The organism is Arboricoccus pini (assembly GCF_900187945.1).
Lineage (GTDB): Bacteria > Pseudomonadota > Alphaproteobacteria > Geminicoccales > Geminicoccaceae > Arboricoccus > Arboricoccus pini.
In genome coordinates this window covers 28,332-43,094 of record NZ_FYEH01000012.1, presented here as the reverse complement: position 1 = coordinate 43,094, position 14,763 = coordinate 28,332, and the positions used below count along the sequence as shown (strand labels likewise).

10 protein-coding genes are annotated in these 14,763 nt (G+C 63.2%); 8 read left to right on the top strand and 2 right to left on the bottom strand.

Features of this window, described 5'->3' with window-relative positions:
- Positions 1 to 4: 4 nt before the first annotated feature.
- Genes tssM through CFB17_RS14890 form a run of 6 tightly spaced genes read left to right on the top strand, consistent with a single transcriptional unit; the run spans position 5 to position 9,646 of the window.
- A complete protein-coding gene (gene tssM / locus CFB17_RS14915) occupies positions 5 to 3,658 on the top strand; it encodes a type VI secretion system membrane subunit TssM (protein ID WP_088562371.1) in 3,654 nt (1,217 codons plus the stop codon).
- Between the two features lie 11 nt (positions 3,659 to 3,669).
- Positions 3,670 to 4,446, top strand: a complete 777-nt coding sequence (gene tagF, locus CFB17_RS14910; protein WP_165769635.1) for a type VI secretion system-associated protein TagF — start codon at positions 3,670 to 3,672, stop codon at positions 4,444 to 4,446.
- A complete protein-coding gene (locus tag CFB17_RS14905) occupies positions 4,443 to 5,645 on the top strand; it encodes a PP2C family protein-serine/threonine phosphatase (RefSeq protein ID WP_088562433.1) in 1,203 nt (400 codons plus the stop codon). Before tagF ends, CFB17_RS14905 begins: the two co-directional genes overlap by 4 nt.
- A complete protein-coding gene (locus CFB17_RS14900; RefSeq protein WP_088562369.1) occupies positions 5,630 to 7,312 on the top strand; it encodes a hypothetical protein in 1,683 nt (560 codons plus the stop codon). The genes CFB17_RS14905 and CFB17_RS14900 overlap by 16 nt, the downstream gene beginning before the upstream one ends.
- A gap of 5 nt (positions 7,313 to 7,317) precedes the next feature.
- Positions 7,318 to 8,190 carry a c-type heme family protein gene (locus tag CFB17_RS14895; RefSeq protein ID WP_088562368.1) on the top strand — a complete coding sequence of 291 codons (873 nt, stop codon included), beginning with the start codon at positions 7,318 to 7,320 and terminating at the stop codon, positions 8,188 to 8,190.
- A gap of 34 nt (positions 8,191 to 8,224) precedes the next feature.
- On the top strand, positions 8,225 to 9,646 hold the full coding sequence (locus CFB17_RS14890; protein ID WP_088562367.1) for a serine/threonine-protein kinase: 1,422 nt from the start codon (positions 8,225 to 8,227) through the stop codon (positions 9,644 to 9,646).
- Between the two features lie 5 nt (positions 9,647 to 9,651).
- On the opposite strand, the gene CFB17_RS14885 is transcribed toward CFB17_RS14890, so the two are convergent.
- Together CFB17_RS14885 and CFB17_RS14880 are read right to left on the bottom strand one after the other, a co-directional pair.
- Positions 9,652 to 10,374 (bottom strand): response regulator, encoded by a 723-nt coding sequence (locus tag CFB17_RS14885; protein ID WP_243389903.1) that lies wholly within the window; start codon positions 10,372 to 10,374, stop codon positions 9,652 to 9,654.
- The gene (locus CFB17_RS14880) at positions 10,371 to 12,428 is read right to left on the bottom strand and encodes a type VI secretion system Vgr family protein (protein ID WP_165769634.1); all 2,058 of its coding nucleotides are present in this window, start codon (positions 12,426 to 12,428) and stop codon (positions 10,371 to 10,373) included. Before CFB17_RS14880 ends, CFB17_RS14885 begins: the two co-directional genes overlap by 4 nt.
- A gap of 581 nt (positions 12,429 to 13,009) precedes the next feature.
- On the opposite strand from CFB17_RS14880, the gene CFB17_RS14875 reads away from it, so the two are divergent.
- Positions 13,010 to 13,516: a hypothetical protein gene (locus tag CFB17_RS14875; RefSeq protein WP_088562365.1), complete on the top strand. Its 507-nt coding sequence runs from the start codon at positions 13,010 to 13,012 to the stop codon at positions 13,514 to 13,516.
- A 221-nt stretch (positions 13,517 to 13,737) separates the two neighbouring features.
- Positions 13,738 to 14,724, top strand: coding sequence for a LysR family transcriptional regulator (locus CFB17_RS14870; protein ID WP_088562364.1), 987 nt, complete (start codon positions 13,738 to 13,740; stop codon positions 14,722 to 14,724).
- Positions 14,725 to 14,763 lie beyond the last annotated feature (39 nt).

Sequence of the window (14,763 nt, the reverse complement as noted above, 5' to 3'; positions counted from 1 at the left end):
CATCATGCTCTCCACGCTGAAATCCATGTCGCGCCTCCGGCTTATTTTCGTAACCGGGGCTCTCCTGGTCGTCGTCTTGCTGATTCTGGGCCTGGGCCAATTGGTCTCGATCAACGGCATCACGCCTCTCCAGAGCCTTGAGAGCAGAGCCTTCATCGCGGTTCTTGTACCGAGCGGCTACATGCTGTTGCTGCAGGGGCGGCAAATGCTGGAGAGCGGGGTCAACGCGAAGATGACTCAGGCTCTAACCGGCGTGCTCGGCCAGGGCAGTGCGCGCGTCGCCACCGGCATTTCGTCTGTCAAGTACGACGAGGCGCCGGGCAAGGAGGAAGTCGAGCTGCTCAATCGGCGCTTCAAGGATGCTCTGGCCATTCTTAAGAAGCGGCGCTTTATCGCCGGTGGCCGGCGGCGCTGGCTCTATCAGTTGCCTTGGTACGTTGTCATCGGGCCGCCCGGCGCGGGCAAGACCACCGCCATCGTCAATTCCGGCCTGACGTTCCCGTTGGCCGACAGATTCGGTCGCAAGGCATTGGGTGGCGTCGGTGGGACACGCCATTGCGACTGGTGGTTTACCGACGATGCGGTCATCATCGACACGGCTGGTCGCTATACGACCCGGGAAAGCAATCGGGAACAGGATGGCGTCGCGTGGCTGGGCTTCCTCAAGCTCCTTAAGCACTATCGCCGCCATCAGCCACTGAACGGCATCCTGGTTGCCATCGGCATCAGTGATCTGATCGGTGCGGGCGACGAGGTGCGCCAGGCGCACGCGGCGAGCATTCGCCAGCGGATCGATGAGCTCTACCGTGAGCTCGAATTGCGGCTGCCCGTCTATGTCATGTTCACCAAGGCAGATCTCGTTGCCGGGTTTTCCGAGTATTTCGACGATTTGGGCAAGGAAGGGCGCGAGGCTGTCTGGGGCTCGACGCTGCAGCTGCGGGACCCGGAGCCGCCTGAAGGCTATGCGGCCGAATATCCGCATCTATTTGATAATCTGATCGGACGGCTCGACACGAGGCTGCTCGATCGCATGCAGCACGAAGCCGACCCCCAGCGCCGTGCCTTGATCTTCGGCTTTCCGCAGCAGATGGCGAGCCTAAAGGATCTCCTGCAGCAATTCATCGACGAGGTCTTCGAGCCCAATTCCTTCGACGAGGCGATCTTGTTGCGCGGGGTCTATTTCGCCAGCGGTACGCAGAGCGGCACGCCGCTTGATCGGGTCATGGCGTCGATGGCGCGTATGTTCGCGATCTCCCCGCCACCTTTGCCGGCGCTTGCAGACAATAAGCGCAGCTACTTTCTCACCAATCTCTTGCGCCAAGTCGTCTTCAAGGAAGCAGGGCTGGCCGATGCAGCACCTGAAGCACTGCGACGCCGTCGCCGGCTGCGCTTCGGCCTGCTCGCTCTCATGGCGACTGCCGTCCTTCTGCTCGGGGGCTGGATGCTGGGCGTTTATGTCAAGAACGTCGCCCTCGTCCACGACGTCGCGAGTCGTGCCGACGCCTATGCGCAGGCAGCCGCACCCCTGCATCCCGAGCGTGTCGCCGACGCCGATCTGCGTCAGATTACGCTTCTCTTGAACCAGCTGCGCGACCTCGATGCGGAGGTGCGCGGCGGGCAGGGCGGTCTCCTTCCGTTGGCGGCCCTGGATCAGCGCGGCAAGCTCGGGACGCAGACGCGCTCCACCTATGCCCGCGCGCTCTCCAGCCTGCTCGTTCCACGACTGGTGCTGCGGCTCGAGAGCGAGCTCAGCGCGCGCCAGGGTGACCCTGCCTTCCTCTATCCCGGCCTCAAGGCCTATTTGATGCTGGGTGGACAGGGGCCGGTCGACAGGCAGTTCCTCCTCCGCTGGCTCACTCTCGACATCGGGACGGCTTATCCGGGCGACGCTGATGTGGCCTTGAGGGAAGCGCTTCGGCACCATGTGGAGAGCCTCCTTGGCGGTCCGTTCGGCACCGTATCCCTGGATGGCGATCTGATCGCCCGCGTCCGGGACATACTGCATCGCACGCCCTTGGCGGAGCGCGCCGTCACCATGATCGTCAACAGCCCGGAAGCCCTGGTCCTGCCGCCCTGGCGACCATCGGATCACGCGGGCCCCTCGGCAGGTTCAGTGATGCAACGCCGCTCGGGCGCGGCCTTTGTCGACGGCATTGCCGGAATCTACACGCAGGCGGGCTACCGGCAGGTATTCGCGCCGATGCTGGCCGGAACTGTCTCAGCCATCTTGAAAGAGCGATGGGTTGTCGATGGCGATGCCGCGACATTGACAGACGCGGACGCCGATGCGACGGCCAGGCTCGAGCGCGACGCGACGGCGCTTTATCTGCAGGAATTCGGATTGCGGTGGGATAGCCTGCTGGGCGATGTGACGATCAAGCCGATCAAGTCCCTGGACGACAGCCTGCGTACCTTGAACGTGCTCTCGGCGCCAACTTCGCCCATCCGCCTGCTGATCGCCTCGGCCGCTCAGGAGACGACGTTTGCGCCGGCCTCCCCCAGCCCGGCGGCGGCCGCGGGCACCGACGGCAATCAGAACAAGGGCGGTGACAGGGCCACGACGACGAGCTTGCCGGCAGCGTCGCCGGCAATCGGTACCCCGCCAGATCAATTGAGCGATCTGTTCCGTGGTCGCCTGAGTGTCGCCGATTCGCCGATCGCCATGGCGGAACAATACGGCCAGGCCCATTTCAGCGCGTTGCACGGTCTAGTCGAGGTGCCGGCGAATAGCCAGACCGGGGCGGCCCCGCCCATCGACCGGGCCATCGACGATCTGGGCTTGCTCTATCGTTCGCTCAACGATCTCAAGAGCAACCCGCTCCGGCCGGCCGACGGCCGCGCGGCCGCCATGGCACAGATCAAGGCGACTGCTGGCAATCTTCCCTCACCCGTCAAGGACTGGCTGTTCGGCGTCAGCGACGACAGCGCCAGCCTATCCCAGGATGATCTGCGCCATCGGTTGACCGAGCTCTGGCGGCGCGGCGCCGGCCAGTTCTGCATGGACGCGACCAAGAATCGCTATCCCTTTGCGGCCAATGCCGCCGTCGATATGCCGCTCGGCGATTTCGGCCGTCTCTTCGCCCGAGACGGCGCCATCGACACGTTCGTCAAGGAAACGCTCGCTCCCTATGTCGACATGAGCGGATCCGCCTGGCGTTGGCGAGATCCCTCGGAAGGCGGTTTTGACGGCCCCAAGGATGCGCTCAAGGCTCTCCAGCGTGCCGCTGCCATTCGCGATACGATGTTCGCTCGTGGTGGCGGCCTGCCGGCCTTGGGCTTGCAATTGCGGATCGTCGCCATGAACGCCGCCACTCGTGGGGTGAGCGTCAATATCGGCGGTCAGACGATCGATCTCCAACCCGACGCACCAGCGACGCGCCGCGTGGTCTGGCCTGTAGATGGCGGTACCGATCGGGCCTCCGTGACGCTGGCAAGCGACGATGGTGCCCCGGCGTCGACTATTCTGGAAGAGGGCCCCTGGGCGCTCTTCCGGCTCATTGATCGTGCGCAACGGCAGCGGACCGGCGTGCCCGGTCTGGTCCGGGCGCGCTTTCGTGGGGAGGGTCGGGAAGCGACGGTGCAGATTCAGGCGGACAGCACCCAGACGCCATTCGATGGTGAGATGCTGGCATCCTTTCAATGCCCCACCGGCTTTTAGGAGACGGGTCGATGGAGAGTGCTGCCTGCGGCTTCTACGGCAAGGTGCCGATCCATGCCGATTTCGTTCATGGGCGGCTGCAACGCTCGACGATCGAGCCCTGGGACGCCTGGATGCAGGAAGCGCTGGCCGCCAGCCAGCAGGCTTTGGGTGAGACGTGGCGCGAGGCATTCTTCGGCGCGCCGATCTGGCGCTTCATCTTGCCGTCGGGAGCGTGTGGCCCGCATGGTCTGGTGGGCGTGATGATGCCCAGCGTCGACGCTGTGGGACGCTGCTTTCCTTTGATGCTCGGGCTTGAGCTGGCTCCTTCCTTCGATCCACTGGCCGTGATGGAAGGGGCGGCCGCATGGTTTGCTGCTGCCGAGCGGCTGGCTCTTCGTGCCCTCGGCAGCGAATTCTCGTTAAGGGACCTCGATCGGCGTCTGCCGTCCATTTCTTCGCCTGGGCGTTACGTCCAGCGTGCCTGGCCGGACACGGCCGGCGAACGGGCCGGTCTTTGGTATGCCCTACCCTTGGCATCGGCGGCATACCGCGTCGTCCAGACCCTCGTTCCCGCCAAAGGGGGTAGATCTGCGCCGCCGCCGGCCCTTTGGTGGACGACGGGCAGCGTTGGTTTTGCGCCGGGGCTTGCCCTCTGCCATGGTCTCGTAGTCCCAGTCAGCTTTGCGGCCTTTGTCGATGGCCGCTGGCAGCCGCACGGCTGGCGCGGGCATGCGAGCGCATTTCATGACGCCGTCGATTGGCTGGACGAGCGCCCCTCAAGCGCCTCACGCGCGAGGCTATCATGACACTTAAGGAGTTTCCCGACAGCGTTGGCAAATCAATAAGGGCTGCTGGTGATACGCATCGTGGCCGGGTCCGTCAGGCCAACGAGGACGCCTATCTCTGTCGGTCCGATATCGGCCTTTGGGTGGTTGCCGACGGAATCGGCGGCCTTAGCGGTGGCGGAAGCGCCAGTCGGGCGATCGTCGAGGAACTGGGTAGGCTGGCGATAGGTCCGGGCTTGGCTGCGCGTGCCGAAGCTCGACTGCGCGGGATCAACAACGAGCTTTACGAGCAAGGTGGCGGTCAGTCCGCCGCCACCGTGGTCGCGTTGATTCGCGAGGGGGAAGAATTCGTCTGTCTATGGGCAGGCGACAGCCGGCTCTATCGGCTCCGCGGCGATTTCCTGACGCAGATCACAAGCGACCACACGCCGGTGCAAGAGGCCATCGCGGCAGGGCTCCTCAAGCGGGACGATGCGGGTATTGTCGGCCTCGATCACATTGTCAGCCGCGCCGTGGGCGTGGCGCTAGACGTTGACCTCGACCGACTGACGGGGATGATCCAGCCGGGCGATGTCTTCCTCCTTTGTACCGACGGGCTGAGCAAGACCGTCGCTGAAGCGTCGCTGATTGAGCATCTGGCTGACCCCGACCCAAGGATGGCGGTGGGTCTGCTCATTGGTGACGCCCTGGATCAAGGAGGGCCCGACAATGTCACCGCTGTCGTCGTGCGGGTGGCGCTCAAGGTCGAGCCACAGCGTGCGGCGGTGCCGAAAACCTTGGCAAAGCTGAGCGCACCCTGCCGCGTGCCGGCGCGTGTAGATGCAGAACGCGGTAGGCGCGTACATGCTTGGGGCAGACGCTTGTGCATGATGGCATTACTGGCGGCTATCTTCACGAGCGGACAGAGCGCCTCCATCATGCAGATGAGCCCGGGCAGCAACCTGGCGTTAGCCGATACCCGGCAGGCCCTGCTGCTCTGGGCTGAACTGGCCTTCGTGCTCGCCGCCGCCGTCGGTTTTGTCGGGCGTCGGTATCGGGCGCTAGCCCTTGTATCCGCTCTGTTGCTTCTGGCCGGTCTGGGCGTCGTCACGATTGCCGTCACCGACATCGGCGATCCCGCCATGCTGGCTGCCCATCTACCCAGACCCGATTATCCGCTGCCGCTCGCGCGGCTGAGCAAACGCCTATACGAAGAGGTGCATCCATGGCTTTCAAATTGACCAAGGAGATCGCCAAGAAATCCTTGATGACGCTTCTGGCAACGCGCGGTGAGGGCAAGTCGCCCTGCGCCATCGCCATCGCGCACGACCGTAAGCTCAACAAATATGTGTTTGTGGCGACGCGCAAGGCAATGGCATCGGCACGCTCGGACGCGGGGCGCGCCTTTGAATGGGCGGGTGGTAATCCCGGTTACATCGATGCGAAGGGCAAGGAGCTCAAGTTCCCTGTCCTCCTGCATGGGCTGGCAAAGCTCGATGGCAGCACGTTGACGGTCAGGGCAGCCAAGTCGATGCCGGGTCTCGTGCAAAAGGCGGCGGTCGGGTTCTTCAAGACCGGCAACAAACTGGTCAAGCCCTTTGCCAAGGTGCACACCTTGCCGCTGACGGATGCCGACACCGACAATTATAATGTACTCGAAGATGACGACCCGTCGGCGGAGGTCGATGATTTCGACAAGGTCATGAGCGAATTCGCCGAAGAGACCAGCGTCGCCGACGACGATGTCGACGAAGTGAGCACTTCGGCGGAAGCGGCCGAGGGCCCGGATGCGAACGGCGACGATGGCGACACCGACCAGGACGAAGAAGAAAAACGCATCGCGGCCGCCAAGGCGCAGCTCAGTGAATCCTTGCGAGCGAAGGTCCAATCGGAAGCCGCGCGTGTCGCCGAGCACGTCATAAGGATCTCGGGCATCATCGGCCTGCCGAGTCGCACGACGGTGGGCGATCTGGCGGCCAAGCTTGCCGGTTGGCTGGTGCAGATCCTTGCCGCCACGCCCGAGGCGGAGCGCGAAAACAGGCTCATTACCTTCATGCAGCAGCTCACCCTGGCGCTTTGCAGGGCCGAAAATCTTCGCGACGTCCAATATACGAAGAAGAGCAATGCCGCCACCAAGACAGCGGGCGCTGAAAAGGCGGATAAGGCTGATTCAACTATTCTCGATGGCCGCCTCGATCTCGAAGACATCGAGACCGAGGCGCCTAGCATCGAGGATGTGGTTCAAGAGCTCTTCAGCCAGGGGATGGAGCTGGCGCGCCAGCGCGAGCTGCCCCACCTTGACGCCGCCAATGACCTGGAAATCGATCAAATGGTACGCGCCAACTGGCCTGCCGAACAGGGCGACAAGAGGCTGGAGGTGATCCGCAAGCTTTGCGCCAACGTAAGTGCCAGCTTCGCCAGCGATGACAGGCTTGCCCTTTACCTGGGGTTGGGAAGAAATACACCACTGGCGCCGGAGGATATCTTCATCCCTCCCACGTTGCGGACGTGGGACCTGGCGCTGGGCCGAGCCGAAAGCGATCTCAACACGTTGAAAAGTGATGTCCAAAGCGCTCTCCAGGCGGAAGACCCGAGTTGGAGCGTGGAGGCGCTGGGTGGCAATTGGGACAAAGTGGAGGATCTCTTCCGGGGGCTGAATACCGCCAGGGTCAAGCAGGCCGTCCGAGCGATCAAGGGAACCCGAGGTTCACAGCGCAATGATGCCATCGCCCTGGCCGAGCAGGAGGTGGCAGCGGCGCAAAGCTACATCGCGGGCAGCCATGTGGCCATGCTGCTGGCGCAAGCGCCCATCGGCAGCGGCGACTATGTGGCACCGCATTTGACGCATGGATTGCGTGAGATGAGTGACTCCTTGGCGCAGGCGCGAAGCAGCCTGGCGGCGGAGTGAGCTAGGTGCGCCTCATCGTCAAGATCAATCTCGTGATCACGCTGGCTTTCGCGCTGGCGCTCGCGGTCTCCGCGCAGCTGATGTGGAACCGGTTTGTCGATGGGGCGCGCGACGAGGTGCTGCAAAGCGCACGCATCATGCTGGCGGCCAGCAATGGCATGATGCATTTCATCGATCGCGAAGTATCGCCCTTGCCGCGCTTGCTGGGGGCCGATCACGTCTTCGCCAAGGCTGCCGTGCCCTTCTTCGCGACCGCCAGTGTCTTTAAAGAACTCCAAAAGGACTATCCCGACTACTCCGTTCACAACGTAGCCTTGAACCCGACCAATCCCGATGATCGCCCGGATGAGGCAGGTCAGGGTATCATCGCGCAGTTCCGTGCCGACAAGGAGCTCGATGAACTCGTCACTAGGCTTGGCCAGGGATCGACGGCATCGCTCAAGCTTTCGCGACCGATCGTGGTTGGCAAGGATTGCCTTGCCTGTCACGACACGCCGGCTCGCGCCCCTCCCTCCATGGTCAGTCTCTATGGCGACAAGGGCGGCTTTGGCTGGAAGGCAGGCGAGACGGTGGGTGCGGAGATCGTCACGGTGCCGGTGGCGCCGACGCTGGAGCGGGCGGGTGTCGCCTATCGCTCGCTGCTCATCACTTTCGGCTCGGTGTTCCTGGTCGTCTTGATCCTCCTTAACATTTTTCTCTTCCTGCTCGTCATCCGGCCCATCAAGCGGATGGCGCGCATCGCCGACGATGTCAGCCTCGGGCGGAGCGATATTCCCATCTACGAGCATAATAGCAGCGATGAGATCGGCACCCTGGCACGGGCCTTCAACCGGATGCGCCGCAGCCTCGAGAGTGCGCTCAAGATGATCGAGGCATGAGGATGAAGGCCCTCAGACGAAAGGAATACTGACGATGAAGACGGAGCTGCCCATCAATCTGGGCCGCTTCAGGCTCACGGAGAAAATCGGTGCGGGTGCAATGGGCGTGGTCTATCGGGGCCAGGATCCGCTGATCGACCGCGAGGTCGCCATCAAGGTCATCCGGACCGACCTGCTCGAGGAAAGCGATCGCGACAATTATCGCAAGCGTTTTCGACAGGAGGCCCAGTCCGTCGGCCGCTGCGTTCATCCGGGCATCGTGACGATCTACGACGTGGCCGAGCAGGAGGGCGACCCTTATATCGTCATGGCCTATGTGCCGGGGCAGACCCTGCAACGGCGCTTGGCAGCCGGGCCGCTATCGGTCAGGGACGGCATCGATATCACACTGCAGGTGCTGGATGCCTTGGCGCATGCCCATGCAAGGGGTGTGGTGCATCGCGACATCAAACCCGCCAACGTCATCTTGAGCCAGGATCGTGTCATTCTCACGGATTTCGGCATTGCCCGCATGAGCGCGGCCGGCCTTACCACGCCCGGCCTGATGCTGGGAACGCCCAGTTATATGGCTCCCGAGCAGGCGCGAGGAGAGTCAGCCGATCATCGTGCCGACATCTTCGCCGTGGGCATGCTGCTGTTGCGGTCTGTCACCGGCGCCTTGCCCTATGGCGACGGCAGCGTGGCTGTCGTCCTCAGCCGCATGGCTGCCTCTGAGCCGATCGACGTCACCGCGCTGGAAGACATCGATCCGCGGCTGGCTACCGTGACCGCCATGGCTGTGGCCAAGGACGTCGAGCAACGGTTTCAGAGTGCCGAAGCCTTCGCCCGCATGCTGCGTGCCATGACGATCGAGCGAACGGAGGAGGAGATCTGGCCGCTGGATTTGCCAGCGCGGCCAAAGCCGGTGCCGACCGCGACCGAGGGCCAGGGGTTGGCCATGCCCGAATGGCTGGCGGGTGCCTTGGCGAACGCGCTGGCTGAGACAATGGGCCCGATCGCCGCCTTCATGGTGGCGCGCGAGGCACGTACCGCACGGGACATCGAGCATCTGGTGCAGAAATTGGCGGCGTCGATCGATGATCAGCGCCAGCAGGAGCGCTTTCTTGCTGTCATCAAACGCACCCTTGCCAGCCGAGAGACTTTATCGGTGCCGCAGGCCGAGCACGAGGCTCTCCAGGAGTCGGCCCGCGAGCCGACTTCCGCGCCCGAATCGACCGATGATGAGCCCTCCTTGACTCCTGATGTGATGTCGAGCGCTCAGTTGATGCTGGCCCGTTTCATCGGGCCGATCGCCGGTGTCCTCGTCAAGCGCAGCTCCCTGGAGGCGCGTTCTCTCGACGGCTTTGGCGAACAGCTGGCCTCCTTCATCGACAAGGACGAGGAACGCGACGATTTCAGGAAGGAGTTCAAGCGGACCTTTGCTCCGGTCATCCGGGACGGCCGTTCCGCGCACTGATTCGATCAGACCTTGATTCGCTCAACCGGCGTATCGAAGATATAGCCGGCATTGCGCCTCGTCTGGATCAGTCCCGGATTGCGCGGGTCGACCTCGATCTTGCGCCTGAGGCGCAGCACTTGAACATCGATGCTGCGGTCGAAAATATCCTCGTGGAGGCGCGAGGCGTTCAAGAGCTGCTCGCGGGTCAGGATCTGTTGCGGTGCCTGCACGAAGGCAACGAGCAGCGCATATTCGCTGGCGGTCAGCGGCACCTCGCCATTGCCGGGATCGACAAGTCGCCGGTCCCAGCTGGAAAGTGACCAGCCGGCGAAGTGGTAGCGATAGCGCGGCGCGCGGCTGGTGGCGGGCGCCTGTTCGCGCTGTTCATAGCGCCGGAGCACGGCGCGCACGCGGGCCAGCAATTCCCGCAGGCCGAACGGCTTGGTCAGGAAATCGTCCGCGCCGATTTCCAGGCCGATCACCCGGTCGATCTCGTCGCGGCGATGGCCGCTGATGATGATGAAGGGCATGTCGAGCTTCGGCCGAAGGGCACGTAACAGGTCTATGCCATCCTCCCGACCGAGCTTGAGGTCCAGCACCACAAGGTCGATAGTGCCGGCATGGAGGGCGCGCTCCATCTCCGGTCCGTTCGCCGCGGCGGTCACCTCGAAATCCTGGCTGCGTAGATAAGTCGCCACCATGTCGCGCATGGCGCGATCGTCGTCGACGACGAGAACGTGGGTCACACCAGCCCTCCCGGGTCGAGCCCGGCTTCCGCCGCGGCGAGTTCGGCCATGGTCTTGGTGGCCAGCGGCGACTGGGTGGGGAGGGGCGGCGGCAAGGCGGTGATGGCACCGCGTGCCATCATGCCGATGGTCATGCCCACCAGGACGATCCCGGTTGGGGTGATTTCGATTGCCTGGGGACCGGTCGGGCCGTTGACCACAAAGCTGATCTTTTCCGGCGTGACCTCGATTCGGCTGCCCGGTCCGCCCGGGCGCGGGGGTAATGCTCCGGCGCTCTCGGGCAGCGGGGTGGGCATCATCGGCATGTTCAGCGCAAAGCGCCTGGCGACTTCGATCGTATGAGTATCGCCGACAGCTAATCGATAGTCGCGTTGCGCACGCATGAAGACTTCCTCTCGACCCTTTCTGTCCTCGAACGTAAGTTCGTTGAACTCGTCGGGACGGCCATTCTCCGTCCTCGTCTTGAACGTAGACCGCATCGCATTGTCAGGAACTGCTTCGGGAGGCATGTTAACAGCATTATAGACGCAACCCGTTACCAGCGGCCAGTCCGGATTGCCATTGATGAAGGCCACCACGACTTCCTGGCCGATCCTGGGAATGACGAAGCCGCCATAGTTCTTGCCAGCCCAGTCCTGTGCGACCCGGATCCAGGTCGAGCTGGCCTCGTCGTTCGTTCCGTAGCGATCCCAATGGAATTGGACCTTGATGCGGGCAAACTGATCGGTGGTCACGATATCGCCCTTGCGCCCGACGACGACTGCCGTTTGCGGCCCGTTGATCACAGGTGCCATGGCGACCCGAGGCGGTCGAAATTGCGTCACGGCCAGCTGGGCCTCGATCGACGCTTCGTAGAAGAAGGACGAGCCAGCGTCGCCATGTGCGCCGTGTTCGGGATCACCTGTCAGCGACATTGTAACGGCCACGGCCAGATAATTGTCGATCTCCCGCGGCGCGAGATCGGTATCGGTGATCTCGAACGGATTGGCCGCCTTGAAGGTGGAGCCTGTGGTCAGGTGGCGCGGGCTGCCCTTGAGATGCGCCCGCCAGCGGCGACAGGCGATCTCCTCGGCCAGAACGCGTGCGTGGAATTCGCCGGCCCGGCGCTCCTGGTAGCAGCCGGGGAAGCTGAAGATTTCCCGTTGCTTCGCAAACGGGCCTCCATCCGTCTGGATGTGCTCGACCGGGCTTGGGCCGGCGCCGCGTCGGGCGGCGGCCTGGACTTCGTCGATGATGGGCACGCCGCCCGTCTTCACTTCGGGGACGTCGGTGAACGCCATCAGATTGGTGTTGGGCTTCTCGTGGTCATAACTTTGCAGCACCACACGGCCGGGCTGCAGGCTCGCGTGCTCACGCCAGTCCCAGATGACGTCGTTTTGCACCCGGTAGGGCCGCAGGTTCAGCTTGGTCTGGATGGGCGAGTCGTCACAGGGACGGTGGCTGGAGGGCCGATTGACCAGCTCCAAGCGGTGCTGCCGCTCCGCGTGGGTGAAGAAATAATAAATGCCGTCCTGCTCGAGCAGTCGGCTGATGAAATTGAGGTCGCTCTCGTGATACTGGACGCAGAAGGGACGCGTCGGCAACCAAGCGCCGCCGGTCCGGTCGGTAAAGTTGGCGATCGCCGCATGGTCGGCGAAAATCGTCTGGACGATCTGGATGCTCGTCATGTTCTGAAAGCAGCGCGAATTCTGGCGTTGTGCCAGAAAGCTGAGCCACGGCACGATCCGCGCCTCGTAGATCGGGCTGCGCGTCTCGTCGATTCCCAGATAGTCGAGGCTCTGGATGAACCCGTCTATATAGCGCGTGCCGTGATCCTTGAGCTTGAAGCCGACGGTCAGGCGTTGCCCGGGCGCCTGGGCGAAGCTGCGCATGCGCCGCAGGCTCGAGAAGCGCACGTCATAGATGAAAGGCTCGCTCAGTCGCTCGGTCCCCTTGACCGAAATCAGCCTGACTTCGCGTACATCGAAAGCCGCCGAGGTGATGGCCGCATAGCGGTCATTATCCAGGAGGGTGACGAGGGAGGGAGCGGCGAAAGCCGGGGCGGCTTTGCTCATCTTTTGACGTCCAGTCATAGAGTTCGGCCGCGTAGCATGGTCCAGTTACGGCCCGGGTCAAATGTCACCTCGTCATGCAACCATGCCAAATATGGCCGCTCATGCATGTCTTGCATCCAAGGATGATCGTTGAGGATATTCCATTATACATCACCAGGCGTCCAGATCATCTGCGTTATTCATCAAGTACCTATAGAATAAACCTTTTTTAGCTCGATCAAATTTATCGAGTATGCCCGATCCCCGCCTTTAGAGGTCATGGATCGCGAGCGAACGGGATTGCTTCGTGATCGCTCTTGGCGGCATGTGCGAGCTGTCCCAGCCTGAGGTTCAGCCCTATGCCTCCTCGTCCCTTTGTCGGCTTCCTGGCGGTATTATTCGCCCCCCCGGCGGCTCTGGCCGTGACCGCGCCGCCTCCGCCAACCGCGATGCCCCCGCCCGTTGCGGTATCAAGTGAAGCTGACCTGTCTGCGGGACCAATGCCGCACGCCCAAGGGACATGCGGCAACGCCAAACCACCGGACAGCGTCAAGGTGATCGTCGACGCGGGCGATGGCAGCCAAGTGGGGAGAGACCGGTCCATGCGGCTGCGCGCGCTTACGCAATTGGCGCGTAAGCGCCAGCTCGACTATGGGCGGGGAGCGGAAATCTGGGGCATGGTGGACGCACAGGCGACAGCCAGGATCACCGACGTGCAGTTTGCCGGCACGCTGATCGGCCACGAGCTCTGCGTCTATCCGACCAACATCGTGGTTGAGCTGCAAGGCCAACAGGTCATCCGGGTTGCCCGCGAAAGTCAGCCGGGAAGCTGCTGGGACAAGCTGATCATCGCGCGCGAGCAGCAGCACGCCGCCATCAACGGAGCTGCCATGACCGAGGCAGCGGCCGCTATCCGGGACCGGTTGGCGACGGTTTCGCAGTCGGCTGTCGACCGTAGTTTCGCGGCGATGCGCGAAGAGCTTACTCAAGAGATCAGCCTCGTGGCCGATCAGCAGCTTGCCGCCACCCTCGACCAGGGCAAGGTGAGGCACGCGGCGATCGAAGGCCGGCGGCCCGTCTATGATGTCGTCCATGGCTGCTTGCGATAGATCAGCCTCGCAAAGTTACAAATGCAACCAAAAAGATCTGGACTGAAATCCCAGCGTAGCCGGCGACGCCCAGAGGATCGGTCGTGGAACGAGCTCAACGAAATGCTGCCCTGGTGAGCAAGGGCGTGGATCGGAGGTACCCGACACGTGCTAATGCTACTCATTTCCGCCTCCCCGGACGACGCTGGCCGGATGTCGTCCAATTCGATCGGGCGCGCCCAATGACGGCCGCCGCGCTTCATCTCGCGACGCCAGCTCGTCCCCAGGTCAACCTGGCTGCGCTGGACCTCAATCTGCTGGTGGCGCTGGAAGCGCTCTTGGATCATCGCAATGTTACACATGCGGGCCAGCAGATCGGCCTCAGCCAGCCCGCCATGAGCCGGGCCCTTTCCCGACTGCGCGGCATGTTCGATGACGATATTCTCGTGCGAACGTCGACAGGCTTTACAGTCACGCCACGCGGTGAGCAGATCGCCGCTAGGCTGCCCCAGGCTTTGAGTGCCGTGCGTGACCTCCTGGTCTTGCGGCAGACCGCCGTCGACAATTGGCAAGCGACCATCAACGTGGTGATGCCGGATCATCAGACACTTCTTTTACTGCCGCGCCTTCTGCCGCGGCTGCGGACCCGCGCCCCCGATGTGCAACTCGTGACGCACTCTTTGTTCGCCGGCGCGCTCAAGCGCCTGGAGGCAGGCGAGATCGACTACGCGATCGGTCAGGTGGTGAGCGCGCCTTCTGGCTTCTATCGTCGCAGTCTCTATGTCGACCAGTTCGCGTGCTTGCTGCGTCGCGACCACCCGGTCCTGGATCAGAGCTGGGGGGAAGAGAGCTTTGCCTCCCTGCGCCATGCGGTGGTGGCCCCTGGGTCCGAGGAAGGCTTCGGTCAGGTCTTTGACGCACTGAGCGGGCTCGCTCTGCCCGATGCCAATCCGCTAATTGTACCGAACATGATGGCTGCCCCCGTCATGGTGGCCGAAACCGATCTTTGTCTGATCGTGCCGCAACGCGTGGCTATGCAGGCAGCCTCCATGCTGCCGCTGACCGTCATGGACGTGCCGGTGGACCTGCCTCCCTACGAGGTCTCGCTGATCTGGCATGAGCGCAATCACCGGGACGCCGGCCACGCCTTGATCAGGGCGGAGATAGCGAGCGCCGCCCTGGCCGTCGTCCGCAACAGAGATATTGCCCGCGACATGTCGGCCGCCTGATCGGCGAAAGCCACGGGAGGGAAGGCCGACTGGCTCGCC

What these genes read in the sequence shown, in the direction of transcription:
- tssM (WP_088562371.1), top strand. Translation starts at nt 5, where the DNA reads ATGCTCTCCACGCTGAAATCCATGTCGCGCCTCCGGCTTATTTTCGTA.
- tagF (WP_165769635.1), top strand. Translation starts at nt 3,670, where the DNA reads ATGGAGAGTGCTGCCTGCGGCTTCTACGGCAAGGTGCCGATCCATGCC.
- CFB17_RS14905 (WP_088562433.1), top strand. Translation starts at nt 4,443, where the DNA reads ATGACACTTAAGGAGTTTCCCGACAGCGTTGGCAAATCAATAAGGGCT.
- CFB17_RS14900 (WP_088562369.1), top strand. Translation starts at nt 5,630, where the DNA reads ATGGCTTTCAAATTGACCAAGGAGATCGCCAAGAAATCCTTGATGACG.
- CFB17_RS14890 (WP_088562367.1), top strand. Translation starts at nt 8,225, where the DNA reads ATGAAGACGGAGCTGCCCATCAATCTGGGCCGCTTCAGGCTCACGGAG.
- CFB17_RS14880 (WP_165769634.1), bottom strand. Translation starts at nt 12,428, where the DNA reads ATGAGCAAAGCCGCCCCGGCTTTCGCCGCTCCCTCCCTCGTCACCCTC.
- CFB17_RS14875 (WP_088562365.1), top strand. Translation starts at nt 13,010, where the DNA reads ATGCGGCTGCGCGCGCTTACGCAATTGGCGCGTAAGCGCCAGCTCGAC.
- CFB17_RS14870 (WP_088562364.1), top strand. Translation starts at nt 13,738, where the DNA reads ATGACGGCCGCCGCGCTTCATCTCGCGACGCCAGCTCGTCCCCAGGTC.